This window comes from Kitasatospora sp. NPDC088391, from assembly GCF_044753345.1.
Classification (GTDB): Bacteria; Actinomycetota; Actinomycetes; order Streptomycetales; family Streptomycetaceae; genus Kitasatospora.
Window position 1 is genome coordinate 244524 of record NZ_JBIVNB010000010.1, and the last position, 18890, is coordinate 263413.

Sequence of the window (18890 nt, forward strand, 5' to 3'; positions counted from 1 at the left end):
CGGTATGACCGCGGCCTGGGACGACGGACGGACGGAGAGCTCCACTGTGGCGCGCAGCGTGTACGTGACCGGGATCGACCGGGGGGACGGTCGGCAGGCGGTGGAGCTGGGGGTGATGGAGCTGCTCACCCGGCAGGTGGACCGGGTGGGGGTGTTCCGGCCGCTGGTGCACGCGGGGGACGCCGGGGAGCCGGGCAGCGACCACGTGGTGGAGCTGCTGCGCGGGCGGTACCGGCTGGACCTGCCGACGGCGGAGCTGTACGGGCTGACGTACGACGAGGCGGCGGCGCTGCAGGCCGCCCGGGGCCAGGACGAGCTGGTCTCGGCGCTGGTGGACCGCTTCCACCGGCTGGCCCGGCGCTGCCAGGCCGTCCTGGTGCTGGGCACCGACTTCGCGGGGACGAACATCCCGGACGAGCTGGCCTTCAACGCCCGGCTGGCGAACGAGTTCGGGGCGGGCGTCCTGCCGGTGGTCGGCGGCCAGCACGAGGACCCGCAGGCGGTGGTCGCCGAGGTGCGCAACGCCCACCGCGCCTACCGGGACCTGGGCTGCTCGATCCTGGCGATGATCGCCAACCGGGTCGCGCCGGGCGCCAAGCAGCAGGTGCAGCGGGCGCTGGCCGAGAAGCTGCCGGTGCCGGTGTACGTGATCCCGGAGGAGCCCGCGCTGGCCGCGCCGACGGTGGCGCAGCTGGTGGAGGCGACCGGCGCGAAGGTGCTGCTGGGCGACGCGGCGGGCCTGTCCCGGGACGTGCGGAGCTTCGTGTTCGGCGGCGCGATGCTGCCGACCTTCCTGGACGCGCTGACGGAGGGCGCGCTGGTGGTGACCCCGGGCGACCGGGCCGACCTGGTGATCGGCTCGCTGGCGGCGCACGCGGCGGGCTCCCCGCCGATCGCGGGCGTGCTGCTGACGCTCGGTCAGCACCCGGGCCCGAACGTGATGGCGCTGGCCTCCCGGCTGGCCCCGGGCACCCCGGTGGCGGAGGTGACCGAGGGCTCCTGGCTGACCGCGGCGGCGCTCACCCACCTGGAGGGCCGGATCGGCCCGAACAACCCGCGGAAGGCCGAGGTCGCCCTCGGCCTGTTCGAACTGCACGTGGACACCGCCGAGTTGACCAGCCGGATCGAGCTGAGCCGGTCCGAGCGGGTGACCCCGATGATGTTCGAGCACGCGCTGCTGGAGCGGGCCCGCGAGGACCGCCGGCACATCGTGCTGCCGGAGGGCACCGAGGACCGGGTGCTGCGCGCCGCCGAGGTGCTGCTGCGCCGCAACATCTGCGACCTGACCCTGCTGGGCGACCCGGACGCGGTGCACCGCAGGATCGCCGCGCTGGGCATCGAGCTCCCGCAGCCGGGCGACGCGGGCGCGCAGGTCCGGATCGTCGACCCGGCGGCCAGCCCGCTGCGCCCGCGCTTCGCCGAGCTGTACGCGCAGGCCCGGGCGCACAAGGGCATGACGGTGGAGCGGGCGCTGGACGTGGTCACCGACGTCTCGTACTTCGGCACCCTGATGGTGCAGGAGGGCATCGCGGACGGCATGGTCTCCGGCGCGGCGCACTCGACGGCGGCGACCATCCGCCCGGCCTTCGAGGTGATCAAGACCTCGCCGGGGGCGGCGATCGTCTCCTCGGTGTTCTTCATGTGCCTGGCCGACCGGGTGCTGGTGTACGGCGACTGCGCGGTCAACCCGGACCCGGACGCCCGGCAGCTGGCCGACATCGCGATCCAGTCGGCGGAGACGGCGGCCCAGTTCGGGGTGGAGCCGCGGGTGGCGATGCTGTCCTACTCGACCGGCACCTCCGGCTCGGGCGCGGACGTGGACAAGGTCCGCGCGGCCACCGGGCTGGTCCGCGAGCTGCGGCCGGACCTGCTGGTGGAGGGGCCGATCCAGTACGACGCGGCGGTGGACGCGCACGTCGCGGCGACCAAGCTGCCGGGCTCGCCGGTGGCCGGCCGGGCCACCGTGCTGATCTTCCCGGACCTGAACACCGGCAACAACACCTACAAGGCGGTGCAGCGCTCGGCCGGGGCGATCGCGGTCGGCCCGGTGCTGCAGGGCCTGAACAAGCCGGTGAACGACCTGTCCCGGGGCGCCCTGGTGGAGGACATCGTCAACACCGTGGCGATCACCGCGATCCAGTCGCGGACCCAGGGCCCGACACACGCCGCAGGAGGCGCGCAGTGACCGCCGGTACCCGTGTCCTGGTGCTGAACGCCGGGTCGTCCTCGGTGAAGTACCAGCTGATCGACATGCTGGACGGCTCCCGGGCGGCCTCCGGCCTGGTCGAGCGGATCGGCGAGGAGGCCGGCCGGCTGCTGCACCTGCCGCTGGTCGGGGAGCCGCGCGAGACGCTGCGCCGCTTCGACGGGCACGGCGAGGCGCTGGCGGCGGTCGCCGAGGAGCTGGCGAAGGACCTGATGGGCCTGGACTCGCCGGAGCTGGCGGCGATCGGCCACCGGGTGGTGCACGGCGGGCTGCGGTTCACCCGGCCGACGCTGATCACCGACGAGGTGCTGGCCGAGATCCGCCGGCTGATCCCGGTGGCGCCGCTGCACAACCCGGCGAACATCACCGGCATCGAGGTGGCCCGGGCGCTGCGCCCGGACCTGCCGCAGGTCGCGGTGTTCGACACCGCCTTCCACGCGACGATCCCGGAGTACGCGGCCCGGTACGCGATCGACCGGAGGGTCGCGGACGAGTACCGGGTGCGCCGCTACGGCTTCCACGGCACCTCGCACCAGTACGTCTCGCGGGCCACCGCCCGGCTGCTCGGCCGGGACCAGGCGGAGCTGAACGTGATCGTGCTGCACCTGGGCAACGGGGCCTCGGCCTCGGCGGTGGCCGGCGGGGTGTGCGTGGAGACCTCGATGGGCCTGACCCCGCTGGAGGGCCTGGTGATGGGCACCCGCTCGGGCGACGTGGACCCGGGCCTGGTGTTCCACCTGCACCGGGTGGGCGGGATGACGGTCGATCAGATCGACGACCTGCTGAACCGGCGCAGCGGCCTGCTCGGCCTGTGCGGCGACAACGACATGCGCGAGGTGTGGCGGCGGGCCGAGGAGGGCGACGAGGACGCGGCGCTGGCGTTCGACGCCTACGTGCACCGGATCCGCCGCTACCTGGGCGGCTACTACGCGGTGCTGGGCCGGGTGGACGCGGTGGCGTTCACGGCGGGTGTCGGGGAGAACTCCGCGCAGGTGCGGGCCGCAGTCTGTGCCAACCTGGAGGAGTTGGGCATTTCGGTCGATCCGGAGCTGAACGCGGTGCGCTCGCGCGAGGCCCGGGTCGTCTCGCCCTCGTACGGGCGGGTCGCGGTGGCCGTGGTGCCGACCGACGAGGAACTGGAGATCGCCCAGCAGACGTTCGCGCTGGTCCACGAGGTGTAGGCCCCGCGCGGGATGACTACTCGTCAGTATCCCACCCCTCGGAATGTTCGTTGGCGATATCTGACGGTTCGAGCCGAATGCACCGATAACACGAACGGATAGACTGACGGATATGCGCCGAGCGAAAATTGTCTGCACCCTGGGTCCCGCGACGGACTCCTACGAACAGCTGAAGGCCATCGTCGAAGCGGGCATGAACGTCGCCCGCCTCAACATGAGCCACGGCTCCCACGCCGAGCACGAGGACCGGTACCGCCGGGTCCGCCAGGTCTCGGAGGACACCGGCCGCACCATCGGTGTGCTGGCCGACCTGCAGGGCCCCAAGATCCGTCTGGCGACCTTCGCCAACGGACCGGTGACCGTGGACAACGGCGACACGTTCACCATCACCACCGAGGACGTCCCCGGTGACCAGCACATCTGCGGCACCACCTACAAGGGCCTGCCCGGCGACGTGAAGCCCGGCGACCCGATCCTGATCAACGACGGCGTCATCGCCCTGGAGGTCGTCAGCGTCGACGGCCCGCGGGTGAAGACCGTGGTGGTCGAGGGCGGCGTGCTCTCCAACAACAAGGGCATCAACCTGCCCGGCGCGGCGGTCAACGTCCCCGCGCTGTCCGAGAAGGACAAGGACGACCTGCGCTTCGCCCTGCGGCTGGGCGTCGACATGGTCGCGCTGTCGTTCGTCCGCAACGCCGCGGACATCGACGACGTGCACAAGGTCATGGACGAGGTCGGCATTCGTGTGCCGGTCATCGCCAAGATCGAGAAGCCGCAGGCCGTCGAGGCGATGGAGGAGATCGTCCTCGCCTTCGACGCGATCATGGTGGCCCGCGGCGACCTCGCGGTCGAGTACCCGCTGGAGAAGGTGCCGCTGGTCCAGAAGCAGTTGGTCACCCTGGCCCGCCGGAACGCCAAGCCGGTCATCGTCGCCACCCAGATGATGGAGTCGATGATCCACGCCTCGCGCCCGACCCGCGCCGAGGTCTCCGACGTCGCCAACGCCATCCTGGACGGCACCGACGCGGTCATGCTGTCCGCCGAGTCGAGCGTCGGCAAGTACCCGGTCGAGACCGTCAAGACCATGAGCCGGATCGCCGAGAAGGCCGAGGAGGAGCTGCTCTCGCAGGGCCTCCAGCCGCTCAACCCGGGCCGCAAGCCGCGCACCCAGGGCGGCTCGGTCGCCCGCGCCGCGTGCGAGCTGGGCGACTTCCTCGACGGCAAGGCGCTGGTCGCGTTCACCAAGTCCGGTGACACCGCGCGCCGGCTGTCCCGCTACCGCTCGCCGATCCCGGTGATCGCCTTCACCCCGGACGTCGCCACCCGCAACCAGCTCTCGCTGAGCTGGGGCGTCGAGGCGTACGTCTCGGAGCAGGTGGCCACCACCGACGAGATGGTCGAGCAGGTCGACCGCGAGCTGCTGAAGATGGGCCGCCTCTCCGAGGGCGACACCGTGATCGTCACGGCCGGTGTGCCGGTCGGCATCCCGGGCACCACCAACATGGTCCAGGTGCACCACCTGGGCGCCCGCTCCGACGGCTGAGCCGGCGTCAGGAGAGGAAACCCGCAGGGGCGGGGCCCGAGGACCGGGCCCCGCCCCTGCGGGTTTCCTGCGGCGGCCTCAGCCGTCGTAGGGCTCCTTGTCGTTGAACAGCCGCATGCCCGGGATGGTCAGGTCGCCGCCGAACTGGCCCGCCTGCACCGCCTTGGCGTCGGTCAGCGTGAGGTCCAGCGGGATCGGGATCGCGCCCAACAGGTCCCACAGCCACTTCGGCAGGGTGTCCGGGGTGAGCGTGATCGGACCCGGGTCGATCAGGATCGGCAGGCCGTAGACCGCCGCCAGGTGGCCCGACAGGCTCTCCACGTACATGGTGACCGGGCCGTTGCGCATGGTCGAGGTCGACCCCGGACGGCTCTTCACGTGGAAGGTCAGGCCCGGGATCTGAATGGTCGACATGTCGAGGTTCTCGATGTCGACGCTGTCGGTGGTGAACTTCAGCACCCGCTTGGTGCCGCTCTCGGTGGTGACGTCGTAGACGCCGTTGAACACCGAGCCGTGCAGTGCCAGCCGGGTCGAGTGCAGCACCCAGTTCTGGTCCGGCACCACGTCGCCCTTGGGCGCGGCCTTCGCGGCCAGGCCCTTGGTGCTGACCAGGCAGTTCGGGTCGGCCAAAGCGGACGGCGACGGCGTGGCGGCCGCGGCCTTCGGCGCGGTCGCGGCGGACTTGCCGCCCACCGGGGCCTGCGGGGCCGACGAGGACGGCGCGGTGGCGGCCCGGTCGGCGGCGGACGGCGACGGGGCGGCCGGGGACGGCTTGCCCTCCGCCGGGGCCGAGGGCGCGGGGGTGGCCGGGGCGGTGGTCTTCGCGGACGGCGAGGGCGACGGCGAGGCGGCGGTCTGGCCCGGGTGGAACAGGCCGTCGAGCCAATCGCCGATGATCCCGGCCTGCTGCACGCCGCCCGACGCGGCGTCCGTCGTGCTGTACACCGCGGACCGCACGGCGGCGGTGCCGGTGAACGACGCCGGCACCGCGGCGGCACTGCCCGCGGGCGCCTGCCCGGCGGACCCGGCGGACCCGTCCTGCGCGGACTGCGCGGACTGCGCGGCCTCGGCCTGGCTCACCGAGGAGTCCGGCAGCACCTTGATCTCGCTCTTCGGGACGGGCGTCTCCTTGAGCACGGTGTCCGGGCTGCTGGCGCACGCGCCGCTGCCCGGGTCGGCGGCGACCGCCAGCGTCGGCGTGTAGGCCGCGCCGACCAGCAGCGCGGTCGGCACCGCGGCGATCGCCAGCGCCCGCCCGCGCAGCCGGGAGCGCACGCCCTCCCGGGGCGCCGCGTGCCGGGGGCCCGGGACGGCCGGCTTGTCGGACCCGGTCACTGCGGCCCCTCTCCCGTGCTCGACTCCGGGGCGGCGCCGTACTCCAGCGGCTGCTGGACGGCCGGGGCGGGGGCCTGCTCGGCGGCCGGCGCCTCGGCGGCCTCGGCCGCGAGCGGCTCGACGGGCAGTTGGAGCGGGGACCAGGAGACCAGCAGGCCGCCCGCGATCAGGCCCGGGACCAGGCCCATGCCGAAGCCGCCCAGGTTGGAGACCGGGATCGAGATCAGCGCCAGGATGGTGGTCGCCACGCCGCAGAAGATCCGCACCATCGGCTGGAACCAGGCGGTCAGGCCGAGCACGATCATCATGATGCCGATGATCATCGAGCCGGCGCCGGCGGTGGTCGACATCGCCATCGTGAGGCCGCCCAGGCTGAGGTGGGCGTACGGGAAGTACAGGATCGGCACGCCGGCGATCATCGCCAGCAGGCCGCCCCAGAACGGCCGGGTGCGCCGCCAGCCGCGGAACCCTCCACGGACGCGGCGGACGGGGCCGACCTGGCCCTCGGGCCAGGCCTCGACGGTTGCGCTGGACATGGTGCGACTCCTCGATGGTGGGTCCGAGGGAGGGAAGCGGATGGCCCCGGGGTGCCCGGGGGTGCGGTGCGAGGGGACGGCACGCGGCCGCCCCCTCCACCGGCGTGTCCGCCGTCGGGCCCGGACTGACGGGCCCTCAGGTGCGGACTAGTAGCACTCGACGCCGGCGCCGGAGCCCTGGTTGATGTTCAGCCGCAGGCCGTTCAGCGTGAAGGTGCCCGCCGAGGTCGCCCAGGCGGTCTGCTGCACGTTGGTCAGGTGCGCCGACTTGGCGGCCTGCGCGAAGCCCTGCGCGCCGGTCGGCAGGGTGCCGCCGTCGGCCTTCAGCTTGTCGACCGCGGAGCCCTTCAGGGTGCTGGCGTCCTGGCCGATGTTGATGCTCTTGAACTCGGCGTCGGCGTTCAGCTGGTTGAGGTCGATCAGCAGCTGCTGGGCGTCGACCTGCTTCTGCGGGTCGGTGCTGTTGCCGGCCTTCAGGACCAGGGTCCACTTGCCGAGCGGGCCGAGGTCGGTGACGACCGACTGGCACAGGTTCTGCAGCTTGGCGTGGTCGAACGCCGAGATGGCGACCGGGTGCGGGGACTTGTCGGCCCCGAAGTCGACGCCGCCGAACTGCGAGAAGCCCTCACCCTGCAGGTCGTCGACGGTGACCTTGAAGCTCTGCCCGGAGACCGAGAACGAGGCCGCCAGCGCGGAGTTGGCGAGCGAGACGCCGATCGCCGCGGTGGCCGCGACGCTGGGCACCATCACCAGGGCGAAGCGCTTCCAGCGGGTCTTGCCGTAAGACATGGACATGCGAGTCCTCCTTCTAGGACGTACATCTCCGGCCGTTCCGGTGCGTCCCGCACGTGGTCAGGCCCGGGATGGGAGAGAGCTACGTCCTCGGTAGCGGAGAGCGCCTGCGCCGTGGGGACGGCACCGGGCGATCACCCCCGAGCGACAACCCTGCGACCGCGCGGGGTGCGCGACCGCGGAGGCCAGGAACCGCCGCGTGGGATCTGCGGTTACCCCCCTGTCCTCACCCGGTGGGGACCCCCGTTGCCGAGGGACCGGGCGTCGCCGATCGTTGTCGAATCCCGGGCGAAGCACAAGGGGTCCGTTACTGACGGGTAATCCAACAGTGAACACGGTCGATCATGGAATCGAAGGCTCCACTACGGATCGTGACGGACGCCGGGTGTTAACCGATCGGAAACCCGGGGAAACAACGACCAACACCCCTCCGCCGTCACGGGACGTGACGAAGAAGGGGTGTTATCAAGATTTGGTAAACCTGGCCGGAGGCCACTCGAAAGTCGTCAAATCACCGACGACACCGCAGGTCACCCGAGGTGTCACCCGGTGCCGCCGGAGCGCTCCCCGGAGCCGCCGTCAGAACAGCACCCGGGCCAGCGCCTGACGCGCCGCCACCGTCCGCGGGTCCTCCGGGCCGATCACCTCGAACAGCTCCAGCAGCCGCAGTCGCGCGGCGTCCCGGTCCTCGCCGAAGGTCTTCGCCACGGTGGACACCAGCCGGCCGAACGCGTCCTCCACGTGCCCGCCGACCAGGTCCAGGTCGGCCGCCCGGAGCTGGGCCGGCACGTCCTTCGGGTCGGCCGCCGCCTCGGCGCGCACCTGCTGCGGGTCCAACTGCTCGACCCGCTGGAGCAGTTGGGCCTGCGCCAGGCCCAGCTTGGCCTCCACGTGGCCCGGCCGGTCGCTCAGCACGTTCTGGTACGCCCGCACCGCGCCGCCGAGGTCGCCCCGGTCCAGCGCCTCGTGCGCGGCCTCCAGCGCCGGGTCGGCCGGCACCCGCGGGGCCGCCTCCCCGTCCTCGTCGCCCGCGCCGTGGCCGAGGCCGCCGACGATGCCGAAGCGCTGCTCGGCGACCTGGATCAGCTGGTCCAGGATCTTGCGGACGTTGGCCTCGTTCTCGGCGCCCTGGAACAGCGGCACCAACTGGCCCGCCACCACGGCCATCACGGCCGGGATGCCCTGGATGCCGAACTGCTGGGCGATCAGCTGGTTGGCGTCCACGTCGATCTTGGCCAGCACGATCCGGCCGGCGTACTCCTCGGCGAGGCGCTCCAGGATCGGGCTGAGCTGCTTGCAGGGACCGCACCACTCGGCCCAGAAGTCCACCACCACGGGGACCTCGGTCGAGCGCTGGACGACCTCCTCCTCGAAGGTCTCCTCGGTGACGTCCAGGACGAGGGGGTACTCGGCGGGGGCCGGGCCGTCGCCCGTCGCCGCCTGCCGGGCCCGCTCGGCCCGGGTCTGCTCGGCCTTCTGGGCGGCCTCTCCGGCCGCCTTCACCGCGGCGAGGTCCACCGCACCGCGCAGGGCGGAGCTGTTGAGACGCGAATTCCGTGACTGCATGGCTCTATCCTCCCCCGCCGGAGCCGCTACCGGACGCCAACCGCCCGGAAAAGACCGTCACGAGCCGCCCGCCTCCCCGGCGGGGCCCGGAACCGTGGCCGCGGGTCCCCACCCGGGCCGCGCGCCCGCCCGATCCCAGAGGGCGGGGCACGATGGTTGTCGCTCTTTCGCTACTGGTCGTAGCGTATCTGTCCCCGGGGCTCCCCCCGCAAGCCCCCACCGCCCTCCGGAAGCGTGAGCTGCCCCACTTTCCCCGGCGGGGCGGGTGCCGGTGGGGGTGGCGGGTCGCTACCGTGGGTCGAGCAAGTTACTTCCGAGTAAACAAGCCAGGAGGCGCGGTGGCCCCCACCACCCGGCACCCCGCCGAGCACCCGGACCCGCCCGTCGACGAGCCCGCCGGCGCACCGGTCGCCGGCGCACCGGTCGCAGGCGCGCCGCCCGTCGACGTGCCTGCGGCCGACCCGCCCGCCCGCGGCAAGGGCCGCCCGCGCAGCGCCGCCGCCGACCAGGCGATCCTGGACGCCACCCGCGAGGCGCTCGCCGAACTCGGCTGGGGCGGCCTCACCATGGGCGACGTCGCCCAGCGGGCCGGGGTCGCCAAGACCACCCTCTACCGGCGCTGGCCGTCCAAGAGCGAACTGGTGGTCGACGCCATCGCCAGCCTCTTCGACCAGCTGGAGTGCGCCGACCACGGCAGCCTGCAGGCCGACATCGAGGCCGTGGTCGCCCGCTTCGCCGAACTGCTCAGCCTCCCCGAGACCCAGGCCGCGCTGCTCGCCCTGTTCGCCGAGGGCTCCCGCGACCCGCAGCTGCGCCGGCGCATCCGGGAGCGGATCGTCCAGCCGCAGAAGGTCCTGGTCCAGCTCGGCCGGGCGAACGCCCAGGCCCGCGGCGAGATGGACCCGGACCGCGACCCGGCCGCCGCCGACGAGGAGATCGACATCATCTTCGACACCATCGCCGGCACCGTCGAGCACCGGCTGCTGGTGAGCGGCGAACCCGTCACGGCGGACTGGGTCCGCCGCTTCACCACCCTGCTCCTCAACCCCTTCCCGGGGCTGCTGCGCTGACCCGCCGTCAGCCGGTCGGGCCGGTCAGGCCGCCCAGGTCCAGCGCGGCCAGCCGCTCCGGGTCGGTCAGCACGTCGATCTGCGCGACCCTGCCGCCGGAGACGGTGAACGCCATCACCGACACCGGCTTCCCGTCGATCACGGTCAGCACCCCGTAGGCGCCGTTCACCAGCACCAGGCGGCCGAACGGGGCCAGGTGCCGGAAGCCCTGCGCCGAGGACGCGATCACGGCGCCGCCGCGGATCACCTTGCTCAGCTGCGCCATCGCCGCGCCGCCGTCCGCCCGCAGCACCGCGTCCGGGGCGAGCACCGCCACCAGGCCCTCGAAGTCGCCCTCCCGGGACGCCGCCAGGAACGCCTCCACCGCCGTCCGCTGCGCCACCGGGTCGCGGTCCGGCTCCGGCGCGCCCTCCTTGACCCGCTTCCGGGCCCGGGACGCCGCCTGCCGGACCGCCGCCGGGGACTTCTCCAGCAGCGGCGCGATGTCCTCGAACGGCACCGCGAACAGGTCGTGCAGCACGAACGCCAGCCGCTCCGCCGGGCCCAGCGTCCCCAGCACCACCTGCAGCGCCAGGCCGACCTGGTCGCCGAGCAGCGCCGCCGCCTCCGGGTCGTCCCGCTCCGGCGCGGTCAGCACCGGGTCCGGCACCTCGGTGTCCAGCGCGTCCTCGCGCCGCCGCGAGCGGCCGCGCAGCTCGTTCAGGCAGACCCGGGACGCCACCGTGGTCAGCCAGCCCCCGAGGTTGTCCACCTCCTCCGCGTGCCGGTCCAGCCGCAGCCAGGTCTCCTGCACCGCGTCCTCGGCCTCGCCCAGCGACCCCAGCATCCGGTAGGCCACCGCCCGCAGGCGCGGCCGGTGCTCCTCGAACCGCTCCGCGAGAAGCGCTCCCCCGCTCATCCGCCCCACCCCTTGTCCGGTCGTGCCCGTACCGCGGAGCTCCCACTCTGCCAGGCCGCCCGGACGTCGGGGCCGGAGGGGCGTCAGAACGTGGCGTTCTCCTGGTAGGTGCCCCACTCCGCGCGCAGCGCGTGGCAGATCTCGCCCAGCGTCGCCTCCGCCCGGACGGCGCGGAGCATCGGCTCGATCATGTTGGCGCCGGACCGGGCCGCCGCCAGCATCTCGTCGAGCCCGGCCCGGACCGCCGCCTCGTCGCGCCGCGCCTTGCGCTCGCCCAGCACCCGGACCTGCTCGCGCTCGACCTCGTGGCTGACCCGGAGGATCTCCAACTCGGGGGTGACGCTGCGGGGGTGGCAGTTGACGCCGACCACCCGCTTCTCGCCCTTCTCGACGCCCTGCTGGTAGCGGAACGCGGCCTCGGCGATCTCGCCGGTGAACCAGCCCTCCTCGATGCCGCGCAGGATGCCGGAGGTCATCGGCCCGATCGGGTGCTCGGCGCTGCCCTTGTCGAGGATCCGCCGGAAGATCTCCTCGGTCTGGGCCTCGATCCGGTCGGTGAGCGCCTCGACGTACCAGGAGCCGCCCAGCGGGTCGGCGACGTTGGTGACGCCGGTCTCCTCCATGATCACCTGCTGGGTGCGCAGCGCGATCTCGGCGGCCTGCTCGCTGGGGAGGGCGAGCGTCTCGTCCAGGGCGTTGGTGTGCAGGGAGTTGGTGCCGCCGAGGACGGCGGAGAGCGCCTCGACGGCGGTGCGGACCACGTTGTTGTAGGGCTGCTGGGCGGTCAGCGAGACGCCGGCGGTCTGGGTGTGGAAGCGCAGCCACTGCGCCTTGTCGGTCTTCGCGCCGAAGTGGTCGCGCATCCAGCGGGCCCAGATCCGGCGGGCGGCGCGGAACTTGGCGATCTCCTCGAAGAAGTCGAGGTGGGCGTCGAAGAAGAAGGAGAGGCCGGGGGCGAACACGTCGACGTCCAGGCCGCGGGAGAGGCCGAGTTCGACGTAGGCCAGGCCGTCGGCGAGGGTGTAGGCGAGTTCCTGGGCGGCCGTGGCCCCTGCCTCGCGGATGTGGTAGCCGGAGACCGAGAGCGGCTTGTAGGCGGGGATGCCCGCGGCGCAGTGCTCCATCAGGTCGCCGATCAGGCGCAGGTGCGGCTCGGGGGCGAACAGCCACTCCTTCTGCGCGATGTACTCCTTGAAGATGTCGGTCTGCAGGGTGCCGTTGAGCACGGCGGGGTCGACGCCCTGGCGCTCGGCGGCCACCAGGTACATGCAGAAGACCGGGACGGCGGGGCCGCTGATCGTCATCGAGGTGGTGACCTCGCCGAGCGGGATGCCGCGGAACAGCACCTCCATGTCGGCGGCGGAGTCGATCGCGACGCCGCAGTGGCCGACCTCGCCGAGCGAGCGGGCGTCGTCGGAGTCGTAGCCCATCAGGGTCGGCATGTCGAAGGCGACCGAGAGGCCGCCGCCGCCGGAGTCGAGGATCATCCGGTAGCGCTCGTTGGTCTGCTCGGCGTTGCCGAAGCCGGCGAACTGGCGGATGGTCCAGGCCCGGCCGCGGTAGCCGGTGGGGTGCAGGCCGCGGGTGTAGGGGTACTCGCCGGGCCAGCCGATCCGCTCGAAGCCCTCGACCTCCTGGCCGGGCGGCGGGCCGTAGACGGGCTCGACGGTGTCGCCGCTGAGGGTGGTGAAGTCGGCGTCGCGCTTGCGCGCCTTGTCGTACCGCTGCTGCCAGCGCTGCCGGCCGGCTTCGATCTGCTCGGCGTCCATCGGCTCCGACTCCCGGTCCGTGCGGCCGTCCTCGTGGGGCGGCGGAGAGAACTGCTTGGATGTCCCACTAATTTACTCGGACGTCCTAGTACCTGTCGATGCCCGGCCCCCGGACACGCGAAGGGCGCCCCTTCCGGCGGAAGGGGCGCCCCGGCAGAGCGCTGGCGCGGGCGCGGTCAGGCGGCGGCGGGCTCCGGTGCGACGATCAGCGGCGCGACCTCGCGGCTGACCCGGCGCTCGACGAAGAACACGGCGGTGGGGATCGTGCCGGCCAGCAGCGTCCAGGCGAGCTTGCCCAGCGGCCACTTGGCCTTGGTGCCCAGGTCGAAGGCGAGCACCAGGTAGACCACGTACAGCCAGCCGTGCGCGATGCCGACCGCGGTGGTGAAGCCTGCCGCGCCGGAGAGGTCGAGGACGTACTTGGCGATCACCCCGAGGGTGAGCAGGATCAGGAGCACGCCGGTGACGTAGGCCAGGACGCGGTAGCGGGTCAGCACACTCTGCTTCATGCCCACGAGGGTAACCGCCCCTACACCTGCTCCCGGGCCGCCCCCTCGTCGGCGGGCGGCGCGAAGTCCCCGGCGGCGACCCGCAGCGGGCGGAGCATCTCGAACACCTCGCGGCAGGCGTCGGCGTCGTAGCCCTCCAAGCCGAACTCGACGCCGACCAGCTCCCGGGTGGCGTCCTCGACCACCTGGCGGCCGCGCGGGGTGATGGCGGCCAGCACGCCGCGGCCGTCCATCGGGTTGGGGCGGCGGGTGACCAGGCCGGACCGCTCCAGGCGGTCGACGGTGTTGGTGACGCTGGTGGGGTGGACCATCAGGCGCTCGCCGATCTTGGAGAGCGGGAGTTCGCCGGAGCGGCTGAAGGTGAGCAGCACCAGGGCCTCGTACCGGGCGAAGGTCAGGCCGTAGGGCTTGACCACGGCGTCGACCCGGGCGAGCAGGATCTGCTGGGCGCGCATCACGGAGGTGATCGCCGCCATGGACGGCACGTTGCCCCAGCGGCGGGTCCAGAGCTCGTCGGCGCGGGCGATCGGGTCGAAGTCGAGGGCGAGGGGCTTGGGCACGCCCCCACCGTACCGGCGGGCGCGGGCGGGGGTAGCAGGTGTCCACGATGCTGGACAAGGCGACCACTTGGCGGGATCACGCCAAAAGAGAACGGGCCCGCGCACGGCGACCCTTTACACCTCATATTCCGTCACTATTCAGTGAAAAACCGGAAGTTGGACTCCGCCCCAGCCCGGACCGCACGGTTCGCAGCGAAACCTCCGATTTCCGGTATCCCGGACCACCTGCGCATTGGCGAGAGTTTGCCAATTGTTGCCGAGGCGCTGTCCGTCGATTCCGCCGGTTGTCATGCTTCTGGCCAGCCCCGTTGGACACCGCCGGCCCCACCCCCCCGGCGACTGTCTCCTGACCGCACGGAGCTGCACGTCAGCACCCGTTTCCGCCCCAGCAGGCACTGACCCCGGTGCCCCGGAGCGCGGTGCGACCGCAACACGCGGTTGATCCGGAAGGAACCCGTACCGTGAAGCGAAAGCTCGCTGTCGGAGCCGTTCTCTCTGCCTCTGCCCTGCTGGCCGGCGCGATCCAGGTCAGCGCCGGAATCGCGCAGGCCCTTCCCTCCCCCGCCGCCCAGAACGCCGCGGGCCAACACCGCAGCGAACTGCTGACGCTGGCCGCCGCCCAGGCGCCCGCGAACGCCAAGGCGCTCGGCCTCGGCGCCCAGGAGAACCTGGTCGTCAAGGACGCGATCGTCGACGCCGACGGCACCCGGCACTTCCGCTACGAGCGCACCTTCAACGGCCTGCCGGTGCTCGGCGGCGACCTGGTCGTCCACCAGGACGCCAAGGGCCGGCTGCGCGGCAGCGACAAGGCCGTCCCCGGCAGCCTGGCCCCGGCCTCGCTGAGCCCGAAGCTGACCGCCGCCCAGGCCGCCTCCGGCGCCGCCGGCGCGGTGCAGGCCACCGTCGGCGCCAAGGACGCCGAGGAGGCCGCGCTGACCTCCGTCTCCGGTGCCAAGAACGGTGCGCAGCTGGTGGTCTGGGCCGCCGACGGCGCCCCGCGGCTGGCCTACCGGACCACCGTGGAGGGCATGCGGGCGGACGGCACCCCGAGCCGGCAGATCCTGGTCACCGACGCCGACAGCGGCGCGGTGCTCTCCACCCACGAGGAGATCCAGACCGCCAACGCGACCGGCAGCGGCAACGGCGTCTTCGTCGGCAACGTCACGCTGACCACCACGCTGTCCGGCTCGACCTACACGCTGAAGGACGCCACCCGCGGCGGCCAGTACACCACCAACCTGGCCAACAAGACCTCGGGCAAGGGCACCGTCTACTCGAAGACCACCAACACCTGGGGCAACGGCACCGCCTCCAACAAGGAGTCCGCCGCCGTCGACGCCCAGTACGGCGCGGCCGCCACCTGGGACTTCTACAAGAACACCTTCGGCCGCAACGGCATCCGCAACGACGGTGTGGGCGCGTACAGCCGGGTGCACTACGGCAGCAACTACGTCAACGCCTTCTGGGACGACAGCTGCTTCTGCATGACCTACGGCGACGGCTCGGGCAACACCCACCCGCTGACCGAGCTCGACGTCTCCGGCCACGAGATGACGCACGGCGTCACCTCCAACACCGCGGGCCTGAACTACTCGGGCGAGTCCGGCGGCCTGAACGAGGCGACCTCCGACATCTTCGGCAGCATGGTGGAGTTCTCCGCCAACCTGACGAAGGACAAGGGCGACTACCTCATCGGCGAGCTGATCGACATCAACGGCAACGGCACGCCGCTGCGGTACATGGACAAGCCCTCCAAGGACGGCGCGTCCGCCGACTACTGGTCCTCCACGGTCGGCAACAAGGACGTCCACTACTCCTCGGGCGTCGCCAACCACTTCTTCTACCTGCTGGCCGAGGGCAGCGGCGCCAAGACCATCAACGGCGTCAGCTACAACTCGCCGACCTACAACGGCTCGACGCTCACCGGCATCGGCCGGGACAAGGCCAGCCAGATCTGGTACCGCGCGCTGACCGTCTACATGACCTCCACCACCAACTACAAGGCCGCGCGCACCGCGACCCTGAACGCGGCGAAGGACCTGTACGGCTCCGGCTCGGCCGAGTACAACGCGGTCGCGGCCACCTGGACCGCGGTGAACGTCAACTGACGACCGCCCGGTAGAGCGCGCACGAGCTCGCGGCGGCCGCGCCCCTCACGAGGGGGCCCGGCCGCCGCGCACCATTTCCGGGACTCCCGGCTGACGTCAGGCGGTCGCCGGGGCGGCCGCGCCGGTCTCGCCGCGCTCCTCCTTGGCGAGCATCCGCTCGGCGAAGAAGCCGCCGGTCGGCAGGACCGAGAGCACGAACAGCAGCAGGGTGCGCTTGGGCTCCCAGCGGCGGGCCTGGTGCGCCAGCACCAGGAAGACCAGGTACAGCACGAACAGCACGCCGTGCACCATGCCCATCACCGGCACCGCGTTGAAGCTGGTGGTGCGCTTCAGCACCGAGCAGATCAGCAGCAGGATGAAGGACAGGCCCTCGGGGCCGGAGACCAGGCGCAGGCGGTGGACGGCGGCGACGCTCTTCACGGGGATTCCTCACGGGGCACGGCGGGCAGTGGGCTTGTGAACCGGTGCACAAGCCAGGCCTATTATCACCGACCTGACAACCCGGTCGGACGGACCCCCTATCCTGCTGTGCTGCGCGCGGCCTGAACGGCAGGCCCGCGGACCCACGGGGGACCGAACATGCTCAAGCGGGACTGGGACCGGCACACCTGTGCCCGGCGCGGCCACATCACCTACGCCCCGGACGAGGCGGAGCTGCGCGGCCGGCTGCACGCCGAGACCGCTCTCGGCACCGTCTGGCGCTGCCTGCGCTGCGGCGACTTCGCGCTCGGCGCGCCGCACGGCTCCGGCCCGGCCGGGGACGCGCCGCTGGTGCCGCGCGGCAAGGCGCTGCGCGACCTGTTCATCCTGCGCTTCCTGGCCGTCGAGCGGCTGCTCCGCGGCCTCCTGATCATCGTGGTGGCCTGGGGCGTCTGGAAGTTCTCCAACTCCCAGGACGCGGTGCGCCGGATCTTCGACGAGAACCTGGGCGTCCTGAAGCCGGTGACCGAGCACTTCCACTGGGACCTGGAGCACTCGCCGATCGTCGACACCATCCGCAAGACCTTCGACTACAAGCACTCCACCCTGCTCTACGTGGCCGCCGCGCTGGTGGTCTACGCGCTGATCGAGATCGTCGAGGCCTTCGGGCTGTGGTGGGGGCGCCGCTGGGCCGAGTACCTGACCGTGGTCGCCACCGCCGCCTTCCTGCCGCTGGAGGTCTACGAGCTGACCGAGCACGTCAGCGTGCTGAAGATCTGCACCCTGCTGCTGAACGTCGTCGCGGTGCTGTGGATCCTGCTCTCCAAGCGCCTGTTCGGCCTGCGCGGCGGCCTGGCCGCCTTCGAGGCCGAGCGGCACTCGGCCTCGCTGCTGGAGGTGGAGACCTCCGCCGGGGCGGTGCCGCACCCGGCCTGACCCTTTGCCCGTTTCGTCCCGTTCCGTCGCATTGTCGCCCGGTTGACGGACGGTCAGGTGTCCGGATTTCGTACCGAACCGGTACCGACGGGGCCGCTCCCCCTCCCCACCCGGGGAGGGGGTCGGTAGATTCCCGGACGTGGCACAGTTCCGACTCCAGGGGTCCAAGGTCCTCGCCGTCGATCTCGCCGGCGACACCGTCAAGGCACGCAACGGCTCGATGGTCGCCTACACCGGGCAGATGGGCTTCAAGAAGCTCTCCGGCGGCGGCGACGGCCTGCGCGGCATGGTCACCCGCCGGCTGACCGGCGAGCGCATGGAGGTCATGGAGGTGAAGGGGCAGGGCACCTGCTACTTCGCCGACAGGGCCACCGAGATCAATCTGGTCCGGCTGAACGGCGAGACGCTGTTCGTCGAGTCGGACAACCTGCTGTGCACCGAGGCGACGCTGCACACCGGCACCTCCTTCACCGGCCTGAACGGCATGGCCTCCGGCAACGGCCTGTTCACCACCAAGGTCGAGGGCCACGGCTGGGCCGCCGTCACCTCCAAGGGGCCGGCCGTCATCCTCCGGGTCGCCCAGGGCCTGCCGCTGCGGGTCGACCCCGGCGCGTACGTCGCCCACACCGGCAACCTGAACCGCGCCCTCAAGTCCGGCGCCGGCTGGACCACGCTGATCGGCGAGGGCGGCGGCGAGGCGATGCAGGTCGAGTTCACCGGCGACGGCCTGGTCTACGTCCAGCCGTCCGAGCGGATGACCTTCGGAGGGGACGTCTGATGGCCTTCACCCGGATCAACAACAAGATGATCTCCGCGAAGATCCTCCCCGGCCAGCGGGTGCTGTCCCAGCGCGGCTCGATGCTCGGCTACTCCGGTGAGGTCACCTTCCAGCCCAACCTGATGGGCGGGCAGGGCGGCGTGATGTCGATGATCGGCCGCCGGGTCGCCAACGAGGACACCCCGCTGATGACCGTCGAGGGCCAGGGCGAGGTGATGTTCGGCCACGGCGGGCACCACGTGCACCTGGTCGACCTGACCGGCGACACCCTGTACGTCGAGGCGGACCGGCTGCTCGCCTTCGAGGGCAGCCTGCAGCAGTCCACCATGTTCATGGGCCAGCAGGGCGGCCTGATGGGCGTGGTCCGCGGCCAGGTCACCGGGCAGGGCCTGTTCACCACCCAGCTGACCGGCCACGGCTCGGTCGCGGTGATGGCCCACGGCGGCGTGGTGGAACTCCCCATCTCCCCGAACCAGCCCGTCCACGTGGACCCGCAGGCCTACGTCGCGCACCGCGGCCAGGTCACCAACAAGCTCTCCAGCGCCCTCGGCTGGCGCGACATGATCGGGCGCGGCTCCGGCGAGGCGTTCCAGCTCGAACTCTCCGGACACGGCGTGGTCTACGTGCAGGCCAGCGAGGTGAAGCTCTGATGTCCTACCCCCCGCAGCAGCCCTACGGCCAGC

The 18890-nt window shown here is 72.1% G+C and carries 17 protein-coding genes; 8 read left to right on the plus strand and 9 right to left on the minus strand.

The genetic code is table 11. From position 1 onward, the window contains the following. Nucleotides 1-46: 46 nt before the first annotated feature. The 3 genes from pta to pyk all read left to right on the plus strand — a co-directional run bounded on the left by pta (nt 47) and on the right by pyk (nt 4930). Nucleotides 47-2185, plus strand: coding sequence for a phosphate acetyltransferase (gene pta, locus ACIQBJ_RS27450; RefSeq protein ID WP_400715835.1), 2139 nt, complete (start codon nt 47-49; stop codon nt 2183-2185). Then, nucleotides 2182-3387, plus strand: a complete 1206-nt coding sequence (locus ACIQBJ_RS27455) for an acetate/propionate family kinase (RefSeq protein ID WP_400715707.1) — start codon at nt 2182-2184, stop codon at nt 3385-3387. Before pta ends, ACIQBJ_RS27455 begins: the two co-directional genes overlap by 4 nt. 112 nt (nt 3388-3499) lie before the next feature. Next, a complete protein-coding gene (pyk, locus tag ACIQBJ_RS27460) occupies nt 3500-4930 on the plus strand; it encodes a pyruvate kinase (RefSeq protein ID WP_400715709.1) in 1431 nt (476 codons plus the stop codon). A 78-nt stretch (nt 4931-5008) separates the two neighbouring features. On the opposite strand, the gene ACIQBJ_RS27465 is transcribed toward pyk, so the two are convergent. The 4 genes from ACIQBJ_RS27465 to trxA all read right to left on the minus strand — a co-directional run bounded on the left by ACIQBJ_RS27465 (nt 5009) and on the right by trxA (nt 9159). After that, nucleotides 5009-6265, minus strand: a complete 1257-nt coding sequence (locus ACIQBJ_RS27465) for a hypothetical protein (RefSeq protein ID WP_400715711.1) — start codon at nt 6263-6265, stop codon at nt 5009-5011. Then, nucleotides 6262-6801, minus strand: a complete 540-nt coding sequence (locus ACIQBJ_RS27470) for a DUF6114 domain-containing protein (RefSeq protein ID WP_400715713.1) — start codon at nt 6799-6801, stop codon at nt 6262-6264. Before ACIQBJ_RS27470 ends, ACIQBJ_RS27465 begins: the two co-directional genes overlap by 4 nt. Before the next feature lie 147 nt (nt 6802-6948). Continuing rightward, entirely contained in the window at nt 6949-7596 is a 648-nt protein-coding gene (locus ACIQBJ_RS27475; protein WP_400715715.1) for a DUF6230 family protein, read from the minus strand. A gap of 576 nt (nt 7597-8172) precedes the next feature. Beyond that, nucleotides 8173-9159: a thioredoxin gene (trxA, locus tag ACIQBJ_RS27480; RefSeq protein WP_400715717.1), complete on the minus strand. Its 987-nt coding sequence runs from the start codon at nt 9157-9159 to the stop codon at nt 8173-8175. Nucleotides 9160-9605: 446 nt separating this feature from the next. Between trxA and ACIQBJ_RS27485 the strand changes: the two genes are divergently transcribed. After that, on the plus strand, nt 9606-10229 hold the full coding sequence (locus ACIQBJ_RS27485) for a TetR/AcrR family transcriptional regulator (RefSeq protein WP_400715837.1): 624 nt from the start codon (nt 9606-9608) through the stop codon (nt 10227-10229). 7 nt (nt 10230-10236) lie between these two features. Here ACIQBJ_RS27485 and ACIQBJ_RS27490 read toward each other — a convergent pair whose 3' ends face one another. The 4 genes from ACIQBJ_RS27490 to ACIQBJ_RS27505 form a co-directional block, all read right to left on the minus strand. Beyond that, a complete protein-coding gene (locus tag ACIQBJ_RS27490; RefSeq protein ID WP_400715719.1) occupies nt 10237-11127 on the minus strand; it encodes a sigma-70 family RNA polymerase sigma factor in 891 nt (296 codons plus the stop codon). A gap of 83 nt (nt 11128-11210) precedes the next feature. Continuing rightward, nucleotides 11211-12896, minus strand: a complete 1686-nt coding sequence (locus tag ACIQBJ_RS27495) for a methylmalonyl-CoA mutase (protein ID WP_400715721.1) — start codon at nt 12894-12896, stop codon at nt 11211-11213. Between the two features lie 176 nt (nt 12897-13072). Beyond that, complete coding sequence (locus ACIQBJ_RS27500; RefSeq protein ID WP_400715723.1) at nt 13073-13405, minus strand: DUF3817 domain-containing protein; 333 nt, start codon at nt 13403-13405, stop codon at nt 13073-13075. A 20-nt stretch (nt 13406-13425) separates the two neighbouring features. Next, a complete protein-coding gene (locus ACIQBJ_RS27505; protein ID WP_400715725.1) occupies nt 13426-13965 on the minus strand; it encodes a MarR family winged helix-turn-helix transcriptional regulator in 540 nt (179 codons plus the stop codon). 461 nt (nt 13966-14426) lie between these two features. Here ACIQBJ_RS27505 and ACIQBJ_RS27510 point away from each other — a divergent pair, with 461 nt between their 5' ends. Beyond that, nucleotides 14427-16073, plus strand: a complete 1647-nt coding sequence (locus tag ACIQBJ_RS27510; protein ID WP_400715727.1) for a M4 family metallopeptidase — start codon at nt 14427-14429, stop codon at nt 16071-16073. A 96-nt stretch (nt 16074-16169) separates the two neighbouring features. On the opposite strand, the gene ACIQBJ_RS27515 is transcribed toward ACIQBJ_RS27510, so the two are convergent. Next, on the minus strand, nt 16170-16499 hold the full coding sequence (locus ACIQBJ_RS27515) for a DUF3817 domain-containing protein (protein WP_400715839.1): 330 nt from the start codon (nt 16497-16499) through the stop codon (nt 16170-16172). A 153-nt stretch (nt 16500-16652) separates the two neighbouring features. Here ACIQBJ_RS27515 and ACIQBJ_RS27520 point away from each other — a divergent pair, with 153 nt between their 5' ends. From ACIQBJ_RS27520 to ACIQBJ_RS27530, 3 genes are all read left to right on the plus strand, one after another. After that, entirely contained in the window at nt 16653-17429 is a 777-nt protein-coding gene (locus tag ACIQBJ_RS27520) for a DUF2127 domain-containing protein (protein WP_400715729.1), read from the plus strand. Nucleotides 17430-17568: 139 nt separating this feature from the next. Next, nucleotides 17569-18207 (plus strand): AIM24 family protein, encoded by a 639-nt coding sequence (locus ACIQBJ_RS27525; RefSeq protein ID WP_400715731.1) that lies wholly within the window; start codon nt 17569-17571, stop codon nt 18205-18207. Continuing rightward, nucleotides 18207-18857 (plus strand): AIM24 family protein, encoded by a 651-nt coding sequence (locus ACIQBJ_RS27530; protein ID WP_400715733.1) that lies wholly within the window; start codon nt 18207-18209, stop codon nt 18855-18857. The genes ACIQBJ_RS27525 and ACIQBJ_RS27530 overlap by 1 nt, the downstream gene beginning before the upstream one ends. The last annotated feature ends 33 nt before the right edge of the window (nt 18858-18890 follow it).

Excerpts from the sequence above, each read along its gene's own strand:
- ACIQBJ_RS27530 (WP_400715733.1), top strand. The coding sequence starts at position 18,207 with ATGGCCTTCACCCGGATCAACAACAAGATGATCTCCGCGAAGATCCTC.
- ACIQBJ_RS27490 (WP_400715719.1), bottom strand. The coding sequence starts at position 11,127 with ATGAGCGGGGGAGCGCTTCTCGCGGAGCGGTTCGAGGAGCACCGGCCG.
- ACIQBJ_RS27470 (WP_400715713.1), bottom strand. The coding sequence starts at position 6,801 with ATGTCCAGCGCAACCGTCGAGGCCTGGCCCGAGGGCCAGGTCGGCCCC.
- ACIQBJ_RS27520 (WP_400715729.1), top strand. The coding sequence starts at position 16,653 with ATGCTCAAGCGGGACTGGGACCGGCACACCTGTGCCCGGCGCGGCCAC.
- pyk (WP_400715709.1), top strand. The coding sequence starts at position 3,500 with ATGCGCCGAGCGAAAATTGTCTGCACCCTGGGTCCCGCGACGGACTCC.
- trxA (WP_400715717.1), bottom strand. The coding sequence starts at position 9,159 with ATGCAGTCACGGAATTCGCGTCTCAACAGCTCCGCCCTGCGCGGTGCG.
- ACIQBJ_RS27495 (WP_400715721.1), bottom strand. The coding sequence starts at position 12,896 with ATGGACGCCGAGCAGATCGAAGCCGGCCGGCAGCGCTGGCAGCAGCGG.
- ACIQBJ_RS27500 (WP_400715723.1), bottom strand. The coding sequence starts at position 13,405 with ATGAAGCAGAGTGTGCTGACCCGCTACCGCGTCCTGGCCTACGTCACC.
- ACIQBJ_RS27475 (WP_400715715.1), bottom strand. The coding sequence starts at position 7,596 with ATGTCCATGTCTTACGGCAAGACCCGCTGGAAGCGCTTCGCCCTGGTG.